The organism is Thermomonospora curvata DSM 43183 (assembly GCF_000024385.1).
GTDB lineage: Bacteria > Actinomycetota > Actinomycetes > Streptosporangiales > Streptosporangiaceae > Thermomonospora > Thermomonospora curvata.
In genome coordinates this window covers 2,901,950-2,922,314 of sequence record NC_013510.1, presented here as the reverse complement: position 1 = coordinate 2,922,314, position 20,365 = coordinate 2,901,950, and the positions used below count along the sequence as shown (strand labels likewise).

The window sequence follows — 20,365 nt, the reverse complement described above, 5'->3', positions numbered from 1 at the left end:
AGCTGAAGACCCGGCGAATTCTGCACAGGCTGCGCTGCTGCCCGCATCACGCCGGCCATCGACGGGACGGGCCGGGCGTCAGGCCGGGGTGGCGAACAGGCCGCGGGTGGCGAACAGCTCGGCCACCAGGTCGCCCTGGCGCTGCAGTTTCTGGGCGCACGCCCAGGCGGCCCGGTCGGGGTCGCCGTCGCGCACCGCCTCCCAGATCGCCCGGCTGCCGTCGCGTTCGGCCTCGATCGCGCCGGGCACCAGGGCGAAGAAGTTGCCGGGCACGATGCCGACCATGGCGCGCAGCACCGCCCGCAGCCGGGGCGAGCCGGCCGTCTGCAGGATGAGCCGGCCGAAGTCGCGGCTCAGGCGGGCCACCGCCGCCGGGTCTTCTGCGCGCTGCAGCGCCCGGCACAGCTCGTCCAGGTGCGCCACCATCTCCGGCGTGCGGCGCTCGGTGGCACGCCGGGCCGCGAAGCCGAACACCAGGCCGTACAGCGTGTAGTGGTCGCGGACCGCGGCCTCGTCCAGGGCGCCGATGAACGCGCCGCGGTGCGGCTTGATGGTCACCCAGCCCTCGCGTTCCAGCGACAGCAGCGCTTCGCGCACCGGGATGCGGCTGACGCCCAGCGCCCGGGCGATCTCGTCCTGGGGAACCCGGTCGCCCTGCCGCAGCCGCCCTTCGAAGATCAGCCTGCGGATGTAGAGGGCGACCTGTTCGCCGCTGCTCCGCCGGACCATCGCCTCGTCGGGCGGAGGCAACGGTGTACCGGGGAGCGTCGCCGCCTGTGCCGACACCGATCTGCCCCCCTTGTTGTTTACTTTGTCAAGTCTCAAGTATACGCCGATCGTTAAAGGGGTTCGCCTGCTACCCCCTCGTGGTTCTTCCCGTCCACGGTGGATCTTCTCCTCAGCTCGTGGTGGCGCTTCTCGCAATTGGCTCTCATTTTATATACATAATCAAGTCTACGGAGTGGGGCGATCCTGTCCCGTGGCGGAGCCCTCCTCGCGCCTCTGGCTCGCGGCGGACCCCGGTGTTACCGTCAATTGAAGAACCTTCTTTAGTCCGTCCCCGGAGGACGACCATGGCGCGTTTCCCCTTCCCGATCCCCAACGGCTGGTTCGCCGTGGCGCGCAGCGACGAGCTGAAGACCGGCCAGGTCAAACCCGCCCGCTACTTCGGGCGCGAGCTGGCGGTCTTCCGCACCGCCTCCGGCGAGCCCCGCGTCGTGGACGCCTACTGCCCGCACCTGGGCGCCCACCTGGCCCACGGCGGGCAGGTCAGGGGAGAGCTGCTGGAATGCCCCTTCCACGCCTGGCGCTTCGACGGCGTCTCCGGCCGCTGCGTGGAGGTGCCCTACACCGACGCCGACCCCTCGCCCAAGGCCCGGGTCCGCTCCTACCCGGTGGTCGAGCGGTTCGGCCTGATCTTCGCCTGGCACCACCTGGGCGGCGCCGACCCCTACATCCCCATGCCGGAGATGAAGGAGTTCGACGACCCCGGCTGGAGCGAGCCGGTCTTCCACGAATTCCGCTTCGCCACCTGCGTGCAGGAGATGGCCGAGAACAACGCCGACTACGTGCACTTCAAATACGTGCACGGCATGGAGACCATCCCCGGCGGTGAGGTGGACTACGACGGCTTCGTCAAGATCGTCACCGAGCGGCAGCAGTTCAAGAACAAGGAGGGCAAGGTCTACACCCTGGAGTTCGTGCGCAAGTCCTACGGGCTGGGCCTGGGCGCGCTGCGGCTCAAGGGCGTGATGTCCTTCATCTCCTCGGTCAGCCCGGTGGACGAGGAGAACGTGCACGTCCGCTGGGTGTTCACCTTCCCCCGCGGCATGGAGAGGTTCTCCCCGAGGATGATCGACGAGTTCGTCAAGCAGATCAGCGAGGACGTCCCGATCTGGGAGAACAAGATCTACGTGGAGAAACCGCTGCTGATCAAGGGCGACGGCCCGATCACCGAGTTCCGGCACTGGGCCCGGCAGTTCTATGGTGAACACGTCCCCGAGCGGCCGTGGCTGCCGCCCCGCCTCAAGCGCCTGGAAGGCAGTGGTGTCTGACCGACCTTCCCAACCGTCCCGGACGCGCGGCGCCGGGACCAGGGAGGCCATCTTGGACGCCGCCGAACGGCTGATGGCCGAGCGCGGCATCACCGGGGTGTCGCTGAACGAGATCAACACCGCCGCCGGGCAGCGCAACACCGCGGCGCTGCACTACCACTTCGGCGGCCGGGACGGGCTGCTGCGGGCGATCCTGCGGCGGCACGGCCCCTGGCTGCGGGCCCGGCACGAGGAGCTGTACGCCCGGGCCACCGCCGGCGGCCGCACGCCGGACGTGCGGGGCCTGGTGGAGGTGATCGTGCTGCCGCCGGCCGAGTACGTCGGGCTGGGCCCCAGCCAGCGTGCCGCGATCCGGATCTGGACCTCAGCGCTGGCCCAGCCCGCGCTGGCCATCGAGGACGTGCACACCCTGGTGGACCCCTCGCTGACCCGGGCGGGCCGGGAGCTGGTGGAGATCCTGTCCCGCGGCATGCCCCGGCGGCTGGCCGTCGAGCGGCTGGTGGTGGCCTCCCAGTCGGTGCTGCACGTGCTGGCCGACCGGGCGCTCGCAGAGGACGCCCCCGACAGCCGGCGGCGCCCGCTGCCGCTGCCGCTGGTGGCGCGCAACCTGGTGGACATGACGGTGGCCGCGCTCACCGCCCCGGTCGGCGCGGCCACCCGGCAGGAGATGGAGCAGACCGCGGGCCTTGCGTGACCGAGGGCTCGCCAGGGGCACGCTGCGAATCGACGACGTGTGACAGACCCACCGGGCCGGTGGCGCGGCCAAGACAACTGCCCCGAACCGCCCTCGGCCCACTACCGGCAGAACACCGGCTGCTTCTTCGAGGACTCGTCGAGACCGAGCTGCTGGAGACGGTCGGTGTGGACAATGTCACCTTCGAGACCGGCTGCCTTCAGGACGGCACCCGGCCGCACTCCCGCCAGGCCCCTCGAAGCCCGGACCGATTCACAAGATCGCTCAGGGAGCGCGACCCGGCTGCTGGTGCTGGACCCGCCCGAATGACGGACGGACACGGCCGGTTCACAAGCATCGGATCGCCCCTGCGCCCCGCCCGCCGAGACGGCGCCACCCGGCATGTGCCGGGCCGCCGCGCTGCTAGTTTTGAAGGAAACAGCGGCGGTGCAAAGCCGTCCATCGGACCCAGAGGTGAGAACGATCCCGCGCAGACAGGAACCCGCCCTGCAGGGGGCCCGGGCGGCGAGCGGGCCCGACCTGCTGCCGAGCCAGACCCTGTCCCGGATGAGCAGCGGTGAGCAGGTTCGGCTCTACGTGCGGCGGTTGATCTTCGATGGTGTGCTGCGTCAGGGGCAGCGGGTTCCCCAGGACGCGATCGCCCAGACGCTGGGCGTCTCCCGCATCCCGGTGCGCGAGGCGCTGATCGCGCTGGAGCGCGAGGGATGGATGACGATCGTCCCCCACCGGGGGGTGTTCGTCAACGCCCTGGACGAGTCGTCGGTCCGCGACCACTACGAGCTGTACGGGCTGTTTTACGGGTTCGCCGTGCGCCGCGCGATCGAGCGCCGCGGCCCGGAACTGGCCGATCAGCTCGCCCCCCTGGCCGCGCAGATCGCCGAGACCACCGACACCGAGCAGCTGCAGGAGCTGACGCAGCGCTTCCACCGCCTGGTGGTGGACGCCGCGCAGTCCCCCCGGGTGCGCAGCCTGCTGCGGCAGATGACCGGCATCGTCCCCGGGAACTTCTTTGAGCTGGTGCCCGGCGCCGACGCCGTGGAGCGGCGCGGCACGGCCGCCATCGTCGAGGCGATCCGCAACGAGGACGCCGCCGCGGCCGAGGCCGCGTACGCCAAGATGCTCCGCGAGGAGGGCGAGCTGGTGGTGGAGCTGTTCCGCAAGCGCGGCATGTTCGAACAGCCCGCCGAGACCGTCCCGTCGTGACCGCGTGCGGCGCCTCCGCCGGCGGGGGCGCCGCGAGCAGAGCCGTTCAACGAGGAGATGCGCGAAGGCGGCCGGGCCTTCGCCGGACGCCGCGACCCCGGTGCCCCGCCCTTCCGCGCCGGCGGCGGGCTGTGACCTCCGCCGGGTCAGGCGCCGGGCGCCACGAAGACGGCCTCCGGCACCTGGCGCAGATGGGCCGGTGCCGGCCGGTTCCCGGCCTTCAGCTCGGCGATCTTCCGTGGTGACGCCCGGTGAAGGCTTCGCGGGCAAGCACCTGCTCGGCCGCCTCCAGGACCTGGCCCCTGCTGAGCGCCCAGCGCTGCTTCCGCAGGACGCGCTCGGTCATCGACGCCTTGCGACGGCCGCGCGCCTCGCAAGGCGCCCCGGCACCCTCGGTTCGCCGCGGAAACGGCGGGTTGGAAAGATGCAGTGAGCCTTGTCCGGCACCCGGGCGCCGGGCGCGGGAACCCCGGCGATGCCCGGCCGGTCGGCCTTCGCAGGTTGCGGCATCGTCCCCGGGCCCGATGGACCCGTATGCCACCTGAGGGAGCGGCGTGTCGGCAAGGCCCGGCGATGTCGTCACGACCGTGGCGAAGACGATCCCAGTGAGGTTGAAGTTGACGCAGTCTTCGACGTCCAAGCCGTCCCCGCACCCGGCCCTGACCGGCCGCGAACAGGAGGCGGGGGAGCTGGCCGACGCGGTGCGGCGGCTGATCGGGCTGACCATGGACGCCCCGGCCCCGCCGGAGGTGACCAAGGAGGCCGTCCGCGCCCTGGAGGCCGTCGCCGACATGCTGCAGCGGCACGTGCCCGACCCGCCGCTGCCCAAGACGCTGCTACACGAGCCCGACCCCGGCGATGGCGACCTGGGCGCGCGGATGCCGTTCGACAACGTCATCGGCCGCTACAACCCGCTGGCCCTGCCGCTGGAGCTGGAGTTCGACCGGGAGGCCGACCCGCCCCGGGCGCTGCTGCGCGGCGCCTTCACCCGGGCCTATGAGGGCCCGCCCGGCTGCGTGCACGGCGCGGTGCTGGCCGCCTCCTTCGACATCGCGTTCGCCGCGGCCAATTTCATCGCCGGCATGCCCGGCCCCACCGTCCGGCTGGAGATCGACTACCGCCGTCCCACCGCGCTGCACGCGCCGTGCGTGTTCGAGGCGTGGGTGGAGTCGCACGACGACCGCCGGGTGCGCACCGTCGGCCGCCTGGTGCAGCGCGACAAGGTCACCGTCGAGGCGGTGGGGGACTTCGCCAAACTCGACCAGTCCCAGATCGCCCGGATGGTCGAACGCACCCGCTGACCGCCTCCGCGCGGCGCCCGCCCGGCCCGGCGCGCCGCGCGATGGGGATGACCAGGGAGGATTAAGGGAAGGGCGGCGTGCGTTGCGGGTGTGATGAAAATCGCCCACGGAAAGGGGAGACATGCTGTTCGGTGACGAGCACGTGCGCCGCTACGAGGAGACCGACGGGGCGGTCGGACACGACTGGGAGAAGGGCGCACCGGTTCTCATCCTGACCACCAAGGGCCGCAAGAGCGGGCAGGAGCGCAAGTGCCCGCTGATCTACCAGGAGCACCAGGGCAACTATGTGGTCGTGGCCTCCAAGGGCGGCGCCCCGGACCACCCTCACTGGTACCTGAACCTGCAGGCAGACCCTGAGGTGCGGGTCCAGGTCAAGGCCGACAAGTTCACCGCGCGGGCGCGCACCGCCGAGGGCGCCGAGCGGGACGAGCTGTGGGCGAAGATGGCCGCCGTGTGGCCGGACTACGACGAGTACCAGAAGAAGACCGACCGCCAGATCCCGGTGGTGGTGCTGGAACGGATCTGACCTTCCGGCCGGCGGGGTGGGGAGGTCAGGCCTCACCCCGCCGCTCACCGGCTGACCGGCCCTGCCTGCGACTGCACCCCTTCCCCGAGGTCGCCGACGCCGCGTCCCGGCGGCTGTGCGGGACGGCGTCCACCGCTGCCATACGGGTGGAAGCGGACCGGGACGCGTTGGAGCCGGCCGTCCGCTGCGGCGGGCGCGTTGCCATAATGCGGGCGACTTGATCAGGGAGGGGCGGAAGATGGGGCGTCTGGCGTGGACGGACGGGCTGAGCGAGGTCCAGCGGGAGATCCTGGACACCATCGCCGAGTTCGTGGACCGGGAGGTGCTGCCGGTCGCGACCGAGCTGGAACACGCCGACGCCTACCCCCAGCGGATCGTCGACGGGCTGAAGAAGCTCGGGGTCTTCGGGCTCACCATCCCCGAGCAGTACGGCGGGCTCGGCGAGTCCCTGCTGACCTACGCCCTGGTGGTGGAGGAGCTGTCCCGCGGCTGGATGAGCGTCTCGGGCATCCTCAACACCCACTTCATCGTCGCCTACATGATCGGCCGGCACGGCACCGAGGAGCAGAAGGCCCGGCTGCTGCCGAAGATGGCCACCGGCGAGGTCCGCGGCGCGTTCTCCATGTCCGAACCGGACTGCGGCTCGGACGTGGCCGCCATCCGCACCCGCGCCCGCCGCGACGGCGACCACTACGTCATCGACGGGCGGAAGATGTGGCTGACCAACGGCGCCACCGCCAATCTGATCGCCCTGCTGTGCCGCACCGACGAGGGCGCCGACTCCCCCCACCGCAACATGACGACCTTCCTGGTGGAAAAGGAGCCCGGCTTCGGCGAGGTGGCGCCCGGCCTGACCATCCCCGGCAAGATCGAGAAGATGGGCTACAAGGGCGTCGACACCACCGAGCTGCTGCTGGACGGCTACCGCGTCCCCGCCGGCAGCATCCTCGGCGGCGTCCCCGGCCGCGGCTTCTACCAGATGATGGACGGCGTGGAGGTCGGCCGCGTCAACGTGGCGGCCCGTGCCTGCGGCGTGGCGCGCCGGGCCTTTGAGCTGGCCATCGACTACGCCCAGCGCCGGGAGACCTTCGGCAAGCGCATCGCCGACCACCAGGCGGTGCGCTTCCGCCTGGCGGAGATGGCCACCAAGGTCGAGGCCGCCCACCAGATGATGGTGATGGCCGCCCGCAGGAAAGACTCCGGCCGGCGCAACGACCTGGAGGCCGGGATGGCCAAATACCTGGCCGGCGAGTACTGCAAGGAGGTCGTCGAGGACGCCTTCCGCATTCACGGCGGCTACGGCTACTCCACCGAGTACGAGATCGAGCGCCTGTACCGGGAGGCGCCCATGCTGCTGATCGGCGAGGGCACCGCCGACATCCAAAAGATGATCATCGGTCGCCGCCTGCTGGAGGAGTACCGGCTGGACTGACGCCACCCGGCGGATTTGCGGCCGACGCCGGCCGGGGCGGCGTGCAAGTGCGTCCTGCGGGTCGTCCGGGCGGGCCGGGACGTTCGCCGGGCCCGGCTGCGGCGGCCTGAAACCGTCGAAGAACGGTGGGGGCCTCCGGCGCGTCCGCTTCTTCGGCGACCGGGGCTTTTGCCTCGTTGCTCTCGGCGGTCACCGCGCAGTGAATCGATGACGGCCGCCGTCCCGTATGCGCGGGACGGCGGCCGTCCTGTCGGCGGGGCCGGCAGTGGCGAGGCCGTCCGCCGGGGCGGCGGCCTCGCCCTCGCACGGCCCCGTCCTGCGGTCAGGGATGGCTTGCCCTCACCCGGTATACCCAAGCACTTACTTGGTCATTACTCTCTTTGCCGGTTCTTGAAATCGGCGAAAGGGACGACGGATGCCGGCTGCACCGATGATCGAGGAACGCCCCGGGTGCGGGCTGGGGGCCAAGCTGTTCGCCCGGCTGATGCGCCGGACCCTGCGGCCGATCATCGCCCGCCTGCCCTGGACGCCGCTGGCCCTGCGGATGGCGGGGCTGCTGGACTACGCCGGGGTGCTCATCGTGCGGCCGCGCGGCGCCCGGACCGTCAAGGTCACGGCCCTGGACTGCGCGGCCGAATGGGTCTACGGGGCCGGGGTGTCCCCCACTACCCGGAAGGTGATCCTCTACTTCCACGGCGGCGGCTTCGTCGCCTGCGGCCTGCGCACCCACCGCCGGATGATCGCGCGGATCTCCCGGGCGGCGGGCATGCCCGCCCTGTCGGTGGCCTACCGCATGCCCCCCAACGTCACCATCGCCACCGTCCTGGAAGACTGCGTCAACGCCTACCGGTGGCTGCTGGAGCAGGGCTATGAGCCCGAGGACATCGTCGTCGCCGGGGACTCGGCGGGCGGCTACCTCAGCTTCGCCATGCCGCTGCACGCGATGCGCGCCGGGCTGCCGCGCCCGGCCGGGATCGCCGCCCTGTCACCCTTCACCGACCTGGACGTGGACCGCAAGATCGCCCACCCCAACGCCCCCATCGACCCCTACATCCCGGCGCCGCGCATCCGGGACATGGTCCGCCTCGTCTTCCCCGGCGTCGAGCTCACCGATCCGTGGCTGTCGCCGGTGCACGCCGATGTGCGCGGCCTGCCGCCCACGCTCATCCAGGCCGGCTCGATCGAGGTGCTGCTCGGCGACGCCGAGACCATGGCCCGCCACCTGGCCGCCGCGGGCGTGCCGTGCACCCTGCAGATCTGGGAGGGACAGGGGCACGTCTTCCAGGTCTTCGCCGACATCTGCCGCGAGGGCCTGGCCGCCATCGCCGAGATCGGCGCCTTCGCCCGGCAGGTCACGGCCGCAGGCGACCGGCAGCGGGCCGCCTGAGGTGCGCGATCAGGAAGAACCGGGCAGCCGCGCGGCGACCTCCCGCAGCGCCTCGGCGAGCACCTCGGCGGGCTGGGCTCCCGACACCGCCCACTTCCCCTCGAACAAAAAGAGCGGCACACCGGTGACGCCCAGCCTGCGGGCCCGCTCCAGCTGCCGCTCCACCTCCGCCGTGCCCTCGTCCGACTCCAGCGACCTGCGCACGGCATCGGCCTGCAGACCGGCCTCGCCGGCCAGCTCGGCCAGCGTGCCGACGTCCCCCAGGTCGCGGCCCTCGGCGTGCTGGGCGCGGAAGAGACGCTCGACCACCGCGTCCTGCACGCCCGCCCGTCCGGCCAGCTCGATCACCCGGTGCGCGTCGCGGGTGTTGACGTGCAGCGCTTTTTCGGGGGCAAAGGGCAGGCCCTCGGCGGCGGTCAGCGCGCGCAGCCGCTCGTGCGCCGCCGCCACCTTCTCGGCGCCGCCGAACTTGACGGCCAGATGCTCGTTCATCGGGACGGCCGTGGCCGGGGCGGTGGGGTCGAGCTGGAAGGGACGCCAGGTCACCTCGACCCGGCCGGCGAAGCCCGCCAGCGCGGCACGGAAGCGGGCCTGCCCCAGGTAACACCACGGGCAGACCACATCGGAGAAGATCTCTACGTTCACGTCCGGGTCCAACCGATCTTGCCGCCGCGGCATTCCGCCCATACCGCCGCGTCCGGCTCGACGGGATCGCCGCGCGGTCCGGCCGGACGAGAAACGACCTGCGCGGGCGGGGACGCGCCGGTCTTGCCGGGAAATGACCTCCGCACCGGGCGCCCTCGAGGCAGGATGCCCGATGTGACCGTCTTGAGGACCGAGCGGCTGGTGCTGACCCCCGTCCAGCCCGGCGACCACGCCCTGCTGCGGGAGCATTGGGGCCGCCCGCAGGTGCGGGCCTTCCTGTTCGACGGCAAGGCGCCCACCGCCAAGCAGGTCACCGGCCTGATCGAAGAGAGCATGCGCGGTTTCGCCACCGACGGCCACGGCCTGTGGACCGTCCGGCTCGGCGACGGCGGCACGTTCGTGGGGACCGCCGGGCTGCTCCCGCTGGACGACACCGGAGAACTGGAGGTCCTCTACAGCCTGGAGCCCCAATGGCGGGGACGCGGCCTGGCCACCGAGGCCGCCCGGGCCGTCCTCGACCACGGGCTGGGCGCGCTGGGCCGCCCGCGCATCCTCGCCGAGATCGACGAGGGCAACCGCGCCTCGGCCGCCGTCGCCGAACGACTGGGCATGCGCCCGTGCCGGATCGTGCCGGGCGTGCTCGGCCCGATGACTCGATACACCACCTGACCTGGGCGGATTCACCCGGAATCAGTCCGTCGGGCGTTGCGGGGTGTGCAGTTGGTCACAAATAAGTGACAAGTTACCGGTGAGTTGGAAGGGGCTGCACGACACACCGGAACGGCGCCGATCACGCCGATTGGCCGCCCGCACAGCGTCCCGGCCCCGGTCGATGGGACCCGGTCTAATGGCACGCGAGCCTGCTCGCCTACCATCCCTGCCATGACGGTGCCGCCTGACGACGTTTCGAGCCCGCGCGCACCGCTTGCGCTGGCCGCCGACTTCCCGGCCGCCGAGCGCGATCGGTGGCGGGAGCTGGTGAAGGGTGTGCTGCGCAAGTCCGGCGCGGCCACGGAGGAGACCCCCCTGGAGGAGGTCGAGGGGCTGCTGACCCGGCGGTCTTACGACGGCGTCCCCATCGCCCCCCTCTACACCGCCGCGGAGGCGGTCGACGCCCGGCCCGGCCTGGCGCCCCGCGTTCGCGAGGTGACCCCCGAGGGCGAGGACGGCCTGGCCGCCTGGGACGTGCGGCAGCGGCACGCCCACCCCGACCCCGGCGCCACCCGCGAGGCGATCCACGCCGACCTGGACAACGGCGTCACCTCCCTGTGGCTGACCCTCGGCGAGGGCGGGTTGCCGGTGAGCGCGCTGGCCGACGTCCTCAAGGGCGTCCACCTGGACATCGCCCCGGTGGTGCTGGAGGCCGGCGCCCACACCGCCGAGGCCGCCGAGGCGTTCTTGACACTGGTCACCGAGCGGGGCCAGGCCGCCACGGCGCTGGGCAACCTCGGCGCCGACCCCCTGGGCCTGGCCGCCCGCACCGGGCGGGCCGGTGACCTGGCCCAGGCCGCCGCGCTGGCGGTGCGGTGCGTCCGCGAGTTCCCCCGGCTGCGCGCCCTGACCGTGGACGCCACCCCCTACCACGACGCCGGCGGCAGCGACGCCCAGGAACTGGGCGCCTCCATGGCCACCGCCGTGGCCTACCTGCGCGCCCTCACCGACGCCGGCCTGAGCGTCACCGAGGCGTTCGGGCAGCTGGAGTTCCGCTACGCCGCCACCGCCGACCAGTTCGCCACCATCGCCAAGCTGCGCGCCGCCCGCCGGCTGTGGGAGCGCATCGCCGAGGTCTGCGGCGCCGGGCAGGTCGTCCAGTGGCAGCACGCGGTGACCTCCACCCCGATGATGACCCGCCACGACCCGTGGGTGAACATGCTGCGCACCACCATCGCCTGCTTCGCCGCGGGCGTCGGCGGCGCGGACGCCGTCACCGTGCAGCCGTTCGACCTGCGGCTGGGCCTGCCGGACGCGTTCTCCCGGCGCATCGCCCGCAACACCCAGACGCTGCTGCTGGAGGAGTCCAGCCTGGCCCGCGTGGTCGACCCGGCCGGCGGCTCCTGGTACGTCGAGCGGCTCACCGACGACCTCGCCCAGGCCGCCTGGGACTGGTTCACCGAGATCGAAAAGGCCGGCGGCATGGCCGCGGCGCTGGAGTCCGGGCTGGTCGCCGAGCGGATCGCCGCCACCTGGCAGCGGCGCCGCGAGGACCTGGCCCACCGCCGCGCCCCGCTGACCGGCGTCAGCGAGTTCCCCAACCTCGGCGAGGAGCTCCCCAAGCGCGAGCCGGCCCCCCAGCCGCCCGGCGGCGGGCTGCCGCGCGTCCACTACGCCCAGGACTATGAGGCGCTGCGGGACCGCAGCGACGCCCACGCCGCCGCCACCGGCGAGCGTCCCAAGGTCTTCCTGGCCACGCTCGGGCCGATCGCCGCGCACACCGCCCGCGTCACCTTCGCCGCCAACCTCTTCCACGCCGGCGGCATCCAGACCGTCACCGGCGAGCCCGCCGAGTTCGCCGCCAGCGGCGCCAAGGTCGCCTGCATCTGCTCCAGCGACAAGCTGTACGCCGAGCAGGCCGCCGACGCCGCCCGCACCCTCAAAGAGGCCGGGGCAGTTCGGGTCTGGCTGGCGGGTAAGGGCTCCTACGAAGGGGTGGACGCCAACATCTACGCCGGCTGCAACGCCGTCGAGACGCTGCAGACGACCCTGCGCGACCTGGGAGTGGCCGAATGATCCCCGACTTTTCCAACGTGACGCTGGGCCGCCCGGCCCGGGCGGACGAGGCCGCCGCCCGGTGGCGCGCGGCGGTCACCGAGGCCACCGGCAAGGAACCGGAGGCCTTCACCTGGGACACCCCCGAGGGCATCGCCGTCAAGCCCCTCTACACCGCCGACGACCTGGCGGAGGTGGACTTCCTCGGCACCTACCCGGGCATCGCGCCGTACCTGCGCGGCCCGTACGCGCCGATGTACGTCACCCAGCCGTGGACGATCCGCCAGTACGCCGGGTTCTCCACCGCCGAGGAGTCCAACGCCTTCTACCGGCGCAACCTGGCCGCCGGGCAAAAAGGGCTGTCGGTCGCGTTCGACCTGGCCACCCACCGCGGCTATGACAGCGACCACCCGCGGGTGCAGGGCGATGTGGGCATGGCCGGGGTGGCGATCGACTCCATCCTGGACATGCGGCAGCTCTTTGAGGGCATTCCGCTGGACCGCATGAGCGTGTCGATGACCATGAACGGCGCGGTGCTGCCGATCATGGCGCTCTACATCGTCGCCGCCGAGGAACAGGGGGTGAAGCCCGAGCAGCTCGCCGGGACCATCCAAAACGACATCCTCAAGGAGTTCATGGTCCGCAACACCTACATCTACCCGCCCGGGCCGTCGATGCGGATCATCTCCGACATCTTCGCCTACACCTCCCAGCGGATGCCGAAGTTCAACTCCATCTCCATCTCCGGCTACCACATCCAGGAGGCCGGGGCGACCGCGGATTTGGAGCTGGCCTACACGCTGGCCGACGGGGTGGAGTACATCCGGGCGGGCCTGGAGGCGGGCCTGGACGTGGACGCCTTCGCGCCGCGGCTGTCGTTCTTCTGGGCGATCGGCATGAACTTCTTCATGGAGGTCGCCAAGCTGCGCGCGGCCCGGCTGCTGTGGGCCAAGCTGGTCAAGGGCTTCGGCCCCAAGAACCCCAAGTCGCTGTCGCTGCGCACCCACTCCCAGACCTCCGGGTGGTCGCTGACCGCCCAGGACGTGTTCAACAACGTGGCGCGCACCTGCATCGAGGCGATGGCCGCCACCCAGGGCCACACCCAGTCGCTGCACACCAACGCCCTGGACGAGGCGCTGGCGCTGCCCACCGACTTCTCCGCCCGCATCGCCCGCAACACCCAGCTGGTGCTGCAGCAGGAGTCCGGCACCACCCGCCCCATCGACCCGTGGGGCGGCAGCGCCTACGTCGAACGCCTCACCTACGACCTGGCCCGCCGCGCCTGGGAGCACATCCAGGAGGTGGAGGCCGCCGGCGGCATGGCCAAGGCCATCGACGAGGGGCTGCCCAAGCTGCGCATCGAGGAGGCCGCCGCCCGCACCCAGGCGCGCATCGACTCCGGCCGCCAGCCGGTCATCGGCGTCAACAAGTACCGCCCCGACGCCGATGAGACCATCGACGTCCTCAAGGTCGACAACGCCGCCGTGCGCGCCCAGCAGATCGAGAAGCTGCGGCGGCTGCGCGCCGAACGCGACGAGGAGAAGGTGCGCGCCGCGCTGGACGCCCTCACCGCCGCCGCGGCGGCCATCCAGGACGGCACCCGCGGGCCCGGCCTGGAGCAGAACCTGCTGGCGCTGTCCATCGACGCCGCCCGCGCCAAGGCCACCGTCGGGGAGATCTCCGAGGCCCTGGAGAAGGTGTTCGGCCGCCACCAGGCCCAGATCCGTACGATTTCGGGTGTGTACCGAGAAGAGGCCGGGGCGATGAGCAACATCGAGCGCGCCCGCGCGGCCACCGCCGAGTTCGAAAAAGCCGAAGGGCGCCGCCCCCGCATCCTGGTCGCCAAGATGGGCCAAGACGGCCACGACCGCGGCCAGAAGGTGATCGCCACCGGCTTCGCCGACCTGGGCTTCGATGTGGACGTGGGCCCGCTGTTCCAGACCCCGGCCGAGGTGGCCCGCCAGGCGGTCGAGGCCGACGTGCACATCGTCGGCGTCAACTCCCTGGCCGCCGGCCACCTGACGCTGGTGCCGGCGCTGCGCGAGGAGCTGGCCGCGCTCGGCCGCGACGACATCATGATCGTCGTGGGCGGGGTCATCCCGCCGGGGGACTTCGAGGAGCTGCGCGCCGCCGGCGCCGCGGCGATCTTCCCGCCCGGCACCGTGCTGGCCGACGCCGCCCTGGAGCTGCTGAAGGAACTGTCGGCCAGGCTGGGGCACGGCGGCTGAGGTCCATGCCCGATCTGGACGACTACGTCAAGGGGGTGCGGGAGGGCTCCCGGGCGTGGATCGCGCGGGCGATCACGCTGGTGGAGTCCACCCGCCCCGACCACCGCGAGCTGGCCCAGCGGCTGCTGACGGAACTGATGCCCTACACCGGCAACGCCCGCCGGGTGGGCATCACCGGGGTGCCGGGGGTGGGCAAGTCCACCTTCATCGACGCCCTGGGCACCAACCTCACCAAGGCCGGGCACAAGGTCGCGGTGCTGGCGGTGGACCCTTCTTCCACCCGCACCGGCGGCAGCATCCTGGGCGACAAGACCCGCATGGCCCGCCTGGCGGCCGACCCCAACGCGTTCGTGCGTCCCTCCCCGTCGGCCGGGACGCTCGGCGGGGTCGCCAAGGCCACCCGCGAGGCCATGGTGGTCATGGAGGCCGCCGGCTACGACGTGGTGCTGGTGGAGACGGTCGGGGTCGGCCAGTCGGAGACCACCGTCGCCGAGATGGTCGACACCTTCCTGTTCCTGACCCTGGCCCGCACCGGCGACCAGCTGCAGGGCATCAAGAAGGGCGTGCTGGAGCTGGCCGACGTCATCGCCGTCAACAAGGCCGACGGCCCGGATGAGCCGGTGGCCCGCAAGGCCGCCCGGGAGCTGGCCGGGGCGTTGCGGATGCTGCGCCCGGCCACCGGGGAGCGCGCCCGCGACGTGCCGGTGCTGACCTGCAGCGCCCGCGACAACGTCGGCGTGGACGAGGTGTGGCGGCACATCGTCGAGCACGCCGACCGCCTGGCCGCCACCGGCGAGCTGGCCGCCCGCCGCCGCGAGCAGCAGATCCGCTGGACCTGGGCGATGGTCCACGACCGGCTGCTGGCCGACCTGCACGCCCACCCGGCCGTCCGGGAGCTGGCGCCGGTCTTGGAACGCCAGGTCGCCGAGGGCGCCATCACCCCGGCCGTGGCCGCCGACCGCATCCTGGCCGCCTTCTCCGGTTCTGAGCGGTAGCACGGCGGCCGCCCGGCCCGGACGCGCCATGGCCCGGGCCTCGGGTGGCCGCCGCCTGCGCGGTCGTCCTGCCGGACGCTCCCGGCGGGGCGACCGTTTTCTCAGCCGGACTCCTCCCGGCATGGCCGGAGCCGCTCGCAGAGGGCCCCGCGGCGTGGGGCGCGGCGGGGCATGCGCCGGAAATCCCCAGGTCGCCGGGAAGAGGGGTCAAGAGTTGATTCGGTGTCCCGTCGCAGCCGTCCAGCATCCGCTAAAAAGGCCTAATGGACGTCATCGCGCTGGGTGATCCGACGGATGCGCAGATCGAACAATGGCAGGCGGTGGTGGCCGCCGTGTGGGCCCACGACCGCCCCGGCGAGCCGGCGCCGGATCTGGAACAGACCCGCTCCCGGCTGCTGGAACCCCCGACGACCTCCCGCAACCTGATGTGGGCGGCCCTGGACGAGGGACGCATGTGCGCGGTGGCCTGCCTGCGCCTGCCGCACGACCCGGACCGCTCCGGCGAGATCGACATACAGGTGCTGCCCGGATACCGGCGGCGGGGCATCGGCACCCGGCTGCTGGCCACGGCGGCCGACGGGCTGCGCGCCGCGGGCTGCAAATCGGTGATCGTGCAGGCGGTGGCCGGCACCCCCGCGGTGCCCTTCCTGGAGGCCCGCGGCTTCCGCTGCGTGCTGTCGCTGCGCGCCATGCTGCTGCGCATGGACGACATCGACCCCGATCGCCTGGCCGCCCTGGTGGCCGCGGGCCCGTCCGGCTACCGCCTCACCCGCTGGACCGGCGCGGTCAGCGACGAGCTGGCCATGGAACTGGCCATGGCCAAACGCGCCATGGCCGACCTGTCACTGGCCGGCCCCGGCGGCGGGTCGTTCCGCTGGGACGCCGTCCGGGTCCGCGAGATGGCCGAGGCCGTCGCCGCCCGCGGCGACCTGCTCTACACCGTCGCCGCCCTGTACGGGCCCACCAGCGCTCCCCGCATCGCCGGCTTCACCGAGGTCGTGGTCCCCTCGGCCGCTCCCGAACGGGCCCTGCAGTACGACACCGCGGTGGTGCCCGAGCACCGGGGCAGGCGGCTGGGCATCTGGCTGAAGGCGGCCATGCTGCAGTGGCTGCGCACCGAGCGTCCCGAGGTACGGGAGATCGAGACCGACAACGCCGACGACAACTCCCACATGCTCGCCGTCAACGAGGAGCTGGGCTTCCGCCACCAGCGCGACTACCTCGACTATCAGGCCGACACCGCCGACCTGCCGGCTCTTCCCCGCTGAGGAGGGCTCGCGGTCGTCCCCTCAAAGGGGCCTGGCCGGTGGCGAGACGGCCATATAGGTGTGCCGGTGTCGTTTGCTCTGGGGAGCTGGTGCCTCGAGCCGCTTTCCCGCGGCCTGCCGCCGTGGGCCGGGGATTGTGCTCTTTGGGCGGCCGTTGTGCGGGACGGCCGGGGCGTCTCCCGCCAGGGGGCGCCGCTGGGAACGGCCGTTCCGGCCGGGTGGGTTTCCTCGGCGGCGGGGTCTTTCCGGGAGGGCACCTTTTGATGGGACAGTGGGCGCCGTCGTTTCCTTCCGGACGGTTATCCCCAGAAGCCGGTTCTGCTTTTTTGTGCCCTCTTCCTGCGCGAACCTCAAAGGGCACGACTCCCGATCCGCAGGATGCCAGGAGGCACCCATGGGCGCGATGCTGTCCCTGACCATCCCCGAGACCACCACCACCCGCTTCCTCATCGCCACCGATGAGCCCGCCGCCCCCGGCATCCGGCGGCTGCGCGACGCGCTGCCCGCCGGGGGATTAGCCCGCACCGCCCGTGACCTGCTGACCTCCCCGCTGCTGACGGTCACCGGCTGCCGCGCCGCCGACTCGCCCTGGGCCGCCCGGCTGCGCGACCTGGGCGGCGGCGAGACGGAGCTGAGGGAACTGCGCTCGGCCCGCTGCCATCTGGTGGTCACCTCGATCGCCACCCCCGCCGCCCAGCCCCGCCACGCCCAGGCCGCCCGGCTGGTCGCCCGCACCCTGGCCGCCGCCACCGCGGGACGCGTCGCGGACCTGGCCGCCGGGCTGCCGCTGACCGACCCCACCGGGCCCGAACCGGAGCGCTTCAAGCTCTGCGACGACTGGCTGGGCGTCTTCGTCGCCCCCGACACCGGCCAGGGCGTGCGGGCGGCCACCGCCGGGCTGCACCGCTTCGGGCTGCCCGAGCTGCTGGCCCGCCACGTCCCCTACGAACGGCTGCGCACCGCCGTCAACGTGCTGCGCGGCCTGGCCTTCCGCCTGCAGGCCGACCAGCGGTCCTGGCTGTCGACCGCCCCCGCCGCCGGTTCCTGGCGGCTGCCCGCCGACACCGAACTGGACCCCGGTGACGTCCTGCGCTACTGGGACGTGGCACCCCCCGATCTGGGCGGCCCCATCCCGCTCCGGCTCGTTCCATGCCCCGCCGACTGCCCCGAGTGCGGAACCGCCCTGCAGATCGCTCCGCCTGACGGCGGAGAGGACGCGGCCTGGTGGACCCGCACCGCTGCTCCCGCCGTCCCGACCCACCTGGTTCCCCCTCCGGGCCGGTCCTCTCCCTGACCCCGGCCGCCCGAGCCGCGGGCGGCACCGCTCCCGGCGGCGGAGCAGGGCGGCTCCTATATCGCCGCCCTGCTCCGCCGCCGGTGCTTCCGGAGACCGTTCAACACGTGGCCTTGAAGGCCGGGGACGGGAACGGACCCTCCACGGCACGGCAGGAACCGGCAGGGCATGGCTTTGAGAGCCGGGGGCGGGAGTCTCGGCGATGCTCGGTGCCATGCCGTCGCGGCTCACAGCATCCTCCCCGGCGGCGGCGCGGCCGTCCCGGCCCGCGGAGACGGCGTGCGGGAAAGCCCAGCATGACGGCAGGCCCGAAGAAGAACCGCCCCGCTCACATCGACTTCGCAGCCCGGCACACGAAAGCACCGCGCATGCCGGCATCACCACGGCTACCGGCCTCCTGAGAACAGCGCTTGCCTTTTCGCCAGAGCATGCGAGCGGCTCCAAGAGAAACCGCTCTCTTTTCGGTGAGCAAGGAGGCGCCACGGGCCGGTCCGCCTCGCGAGAACCCGGCGTTGGAACCCGCCGCCCCGGTGGGGGAGCGGGAGGCAATGAGCGGAAAATGCCTTGCCCTCACCCACCTGAAAAGGCACTCTGATCAGCGACCGGCGGAGCGAGTCGAAATGGCGGAATTCATGAGGCTTTTCCTTGTCGCTCGGCGGCCGGCGCGGCGTGCCGCCGGTGCGGCGGACGGGACAGGCCGGCGGCGCGAGCAAGCCGGGAGGAGGTGAAGCGGTGAGCGTGCTCGTCCTGAACGCGTCGTATGAGCCGTTACAGCGAGTGGACCTGCGGCACGCCATCCGCATGCTGGTGCGCGGGGTGGCCGTCGTCGAGGAGGCGGAGGAAGGCCGGATGATCGGCGCTTTCCCCGTGCCGCGGGTGCTCAGGCTCGTGCGATACGTGGCCATGCGGTGGCGCCACGGCAAACGCCCCCCGTGGAGCAGACGCGGCGTCCGCCTGCGCGACCGCGGACTGTGCGCCTACTGCGGCAAGCCGGGCAACACCGTCGACCACATCGTGCCGCTGTCGCGCGGCGGCGGCGACACCTGGGAGAACACCGTGCTGGCCTGCGGCAGGTGCAACAACCGCAAGGGCAGCCGCACCCCGGCCGAGGCCGGGCTGAAGCTGCGCGTGCAACCGCGTGTGCCGCGCTGGGACGAGCTCATCGGCCGCTGAGCGGGCGGTCCGGACCGCCGCCGGACCGCCCGCCCGTCTTGAACCGCTCACCCGGGCTCCCGCTTTGGAATGCCGCTCGCCCAGGGGGGTTCGGGAAGATCACCTGGCCGGCCCGGCGAGGGGAGCGGTAACGGGGTGCGACGTGATTTTTGTGATCATGTCGTGATATGCGGGGAGAACGTGATAGCGTGCCGCCCGGCTTCGGCAATGCTCCCAAGGAGACGAGTGTGGCGGCTTTCAACGCGTTCTTCGAGCAGATCGGCGATGAGCGAAATCCTCGCCGGCCTGCGCGTCGGAGCACGCCGTGGAAACGGTGCGCGTTGCTCGCCCTCCTGACGGTGACCGGTGCGCTGGTCCCGGCGCCCGGGACGGCCGGTGCTCTTCCCACGGCACCGAAAGATCCCAAGAAGGAGTACGCCGAGCTCAAAAAGCGCGCCGAGCGGCTGTCCAAGGAGTACCGGGGCGAGCTGATCGCGCTGGAGGAGGCCAAGAAGGCGGCCGAGCGCGCCACCGACGAGGCCGAGCGGCTCGATGCGGAGCTGGCGTCCGCGCAAGAGGCGGTCGGCCGCCTGGCGTCCGCCTCCTACATGCGCGGCGGCCTGCAGACCATGGCGCTGTTCGCCGCCGACCCCGCGGCCGTGATCCGGCAGGCCGCGGTCCTGGAGCACCTCAACACCGACAACGGCCGCCGGGTGCAGCAGCTGCAGGCGCTGACCGCGCGGGCCGACCGCGCCCGCAAGGACGCCGAGGCCAAGGTGTCCGAGGTCCGCGAGCAGATCAAGGACCTGGAAGGGCAGCGCGAGCGGGTCACCAAGCTGCTGGCCAAGTACAAGCCGCAAAAACCCTCCACCGGCCGCCCCGACGGCGCCCTGAAGAGCAAGTCCCCGATCATCGGGAACACCATGACCGCCCGGATGCGCTCGGTCCTGCTGGCCATCGACAACAAGTTCGGCCCGTTCCCCGCCATCGGCTGCTTCCGCAACAACGACCCCCAAGACCACGGCTCCGGCCACGCCTGCGACTTCATGGAGAGCACCGGCGGCAAGATGCCCAGCGCCAGCGCACAGGCCCACGGCGACGCGGTCGCCCAGTACGCCATCAGCAACGCCTCCCGCCTGGGCATCAAGTACGTCATCTGGAAGCAGCGCATCTGGGACGTCCGCAGCGGCGGCGGCTGGCGCACCATGGCCGACCGCGGCAGCATCACTCAGAACCACTACGACCACGTGCACATCTCCGTGCTGTGACCTGGCGCCTTCGCCTGAAGCCGGAGGCTCTTCCCCGTGCCCCGCGTCACCGTCCTGGTTCGTCCACGCCCTGGACCCGGACGCGCCCAGGCCGGCGCTTCCGGGGCGAGCGCCGCCGGAACGGCGCCGATTACACGCCGGGAACACCCAGGGGCGTTCGGCTGAGGCCGGTTTCTCCCGTGCCCGCTCGGGCTCGTCCCCGGCCCTGAACA

At 72.2% G+C, this 20,365-nt stretch carries 18 protein-coding genes; 15 read left to right on the top strand and 3 right to left on the bottom strand.

Going from position 1 to position 20,365, the window contains the following annotated elements; all coding sequences use genetic code 11:
* Positions 1–78 precede the first annotated feature (78 nt).
* Complete coding sequence (locus TCUR_RS12445) at positions 79–750, bottom strand: GntR family transcriptional regulator (RefSeq protein ID WP_217265416.1); 672 nt, start codon at positions 748–750, stop codon at positions 79–81.
* Positions 751–1,073: 323 nt separating this feature from the next.
* Here TCUR_RS12445 and TCUR_RS12440 point away from each other — a divergent pair, with 323 nt between their 5' ends.
* The 3 genes from TCUR_RS12440 (at position 1,074) to TCUR_RS12430 (ending at position 3,951) form a co-directional block, all read left to right on the top strand.
* The gene (locus tag TCUR_RS12440; RefSeq protein WP_012852861.1) at positions 1,074–2,054 is read left to right on the top strand and encodes an aromatic ring-hydroxylating oxygenase subunit alpha; all 981 of its coding nucleotides are present in this window, start codon (positions 1,074–1,076) and stop codon (positions 2,052–2,054) included.
* A gap of 52 nt (positions 2,055–2,106) precedes the next feature.
* Positions 2,107–2,748: a TetR/AcrR family transcriptional regulator gene (locus TCUR_RS12435; protein ID WP_052305497.1), complete on the top strand. Its 642-nt coding sequence runs from the start codon at positions 2,107–2,109 to the stop codon at positions 2,746–2,748.
* A gap of 546 nt (positions 2,749–3,294) precedes the next feature.
* Positions 3,295–3,951 (top strand): GntR family transcriptional regulator, encoded by a 657-nt coding sequence (locus TCUR_RS12430; protein WP_041441670.1) that lies wholly within the window; start codon positions 3,295–3,297, stop codon positions 3,949–3,951.
* Between the two features lie 220 nt (positions 3,952–4,171).
* On the opposite strand, the gene TCUR_RS28365 is transcribed toward TCUR_RS12430, so the two are convergent.
* Complete coding sequence (locus TCUR_RS28365; RefSeq protein WP_012852858.1) at positions 4,172–4,297, bottom strand: hypothetical protein; 126 nt, start codon at positions 4,295–4,297, stop codon at positions 4,172–4,174.
* A 271-nt stretch (positions 4,298–4,568) separates the two neighbouring features.
* Between TCUR_RS28365 and TCUR_RS24950 the strand changes: the two genes are divergently transcribed.
* From TCUR_RS24950 to TCUR_RS12410, 4 genes are all read left to right on the top strand, one after another.
* Entirely contained in the window at positions 4,569–5,252 is a 684-nt protein-coding gene (locus TCUR_RS24950) for a PaaI family thioesterase (RefSeq protein WP_012852857.1), read from the top strand.
* Positions 5,253–5,373: 121 nt separating this feature from the next.
* Positions 5,374–5,778 (top strand): nitroreductase family deazaflavin-dependent oxidoreductase, encoded by a 405-nt coding sequence (locus TCUR_RS12420; RefSeq protein ID WP_012852856.1) that lies wholly within the window; start codon positions 5,374–5,376, stop codon positions 5,776–5,778.
* A gap of 238 nt (positions 5,779–6,016) precedes the next feature.
* Positions 6,017–7,210, top strand: a complete 1,194-nt coding sequence (locus TCUR_RS12415) for an acyl-CoA dehydrogenase family protein (protein WP_012852855.1) — start codon at positions 6,017–6,019, stop codon at positions 7,208–7,210.
* Positions 7,211–7,625: 415 nt separating this feature from the next.
* Positions 7,626–8,597, top strand: coding sequence for an alpha/beta hydrolase (locus TCUR_RS12410; RefSeq protein ID WP_012852854.1), 972 nt, complete (start codon positions 7,626–7,628; stop codon positions 8,595–8,597).
* Positions 8,598–8,606: 9 nt separating this feature from the next.
* Here TCUR_RS12410 and TCUR_RS12405 read toward each other — a convergent pair whose 3' ends face one another.
* Complete coding sequence (locus tag TCUR_RS12405) at positions 8,607–9,242, bottom strand: DsbA family oxidoreductase (RefSeq protein WP_041441665.1); 636 nt, start codon at positions 9,240–9,242, stop codon at positions 8,607–8,609.
* A 174-nt stretch (positions 9,243–9,416) separates the two neighbouring features.
* Here TCUR_RS12405 and TCUR_RS12400 point away from each other — a divergent pair, with 174 nt between their 5' ends.
* The 8 genes from TCUR_RS12400 (at position 9,417) to TCUR_RS12365 (ending at position 20,153) form a co-directional block, all read left to right on the top strand.
* Positions 9,417–9,911, top strand: coding sequence for a GNAT family N-acetyltransferase (locus TCUR_RS12400; protein ID WP_169313020.1), 495 nt, complete (start codon positions 9,417–9,419; stop codon positions 9,909–9,911).
* A gap of 213 nt (positions 9,912–10,124) precedes the next feature.
* Positions 10,125–11,969, top strand: a complete 1,845-nt coding sequence (locus TCUR_RS12395) for a methylmalonyl-CoA mutase family protein (RefSeq protein ID WP_012852851.1) — start codon at positions 10,125–10,127, stop codon at positions 11,967–11,969.
* The gene (gene scpA / locus TCUR_RS12390; RefSeq protein ID WP_012852850.1) at positions 11,966–14,176 is read left to right on the top strand and encodes a methylmalonyl-CoA mutase; all 2,211 of its coding nucleotides are present in this window, start codon (positions 11,966–11,968) and stop codon (positions 14,174–14,176) included. The genes TCUR_RS12395 and scpA overlap by 4 nt, the downstream gene beginning before the upstream one ends.
* A 5-nt stretch (positions 14,177–14,181) precedes the next feature.
* Entirely contained in the window at positions 14,182–15,171 is a 990-nt protein-coding gene (gene meaB, locus TCUR_RS12385) for a methylmalonyl Co-A mutase-associated GTPase MeaB (RefSeq protein WP_012852849.1), read from the top strand.
* A gap of 263 nt (positions 15,172–15,434) precedes the next feature.
* Positions 15,435–16,439 carry a GNAT family N-acetyltransferase gene (locus TCUR_RS12380; protein ID WP_012852848.1) on the top strand — a complete coding sequence of 335 codons (1,005 nt, stop codon included), beginning with the start codon at positions 15,435–15,437 and terminating at the stop codon, positions 16,437–16,439.
* A 394-nt stretch (positions 16,440–16,833) separates the two neighbouring features.
* Entirely contained in the window at positions 16,834–17,733 is a 900-nt protein-coding gene (locus tag TCUR_RS26025; RefSeq protein ID WP_012852847.1) for a hypothetical protein, read from the top strand.
* A gap of 732 nt (positions 17,734–18,465) precedes the next feature.
* Positions 18,466–18,906 (top strand): HNH endonuclease, encoded by a 441-nt coding sequence (locus TCUR_RS12370; protein WP_012852846.1) that lies wholly within the window; start codon positions 18,466–18,468, stop codon positions 18,904–18,906.
* 227 nt (positions 18,907–19,133) lie between these two features.
* Entirely contained in the window at positions 19,134–20,153 is a 1,020-nt protein-coding gene (locus TCUR_RS12365) for a coiled-coil domain-containing protein (protein WP_012852845.1), read from the top strand.
* The last annotated feature ends 212 nt before the right edge of the window (positions 20,154–20,365 follow it).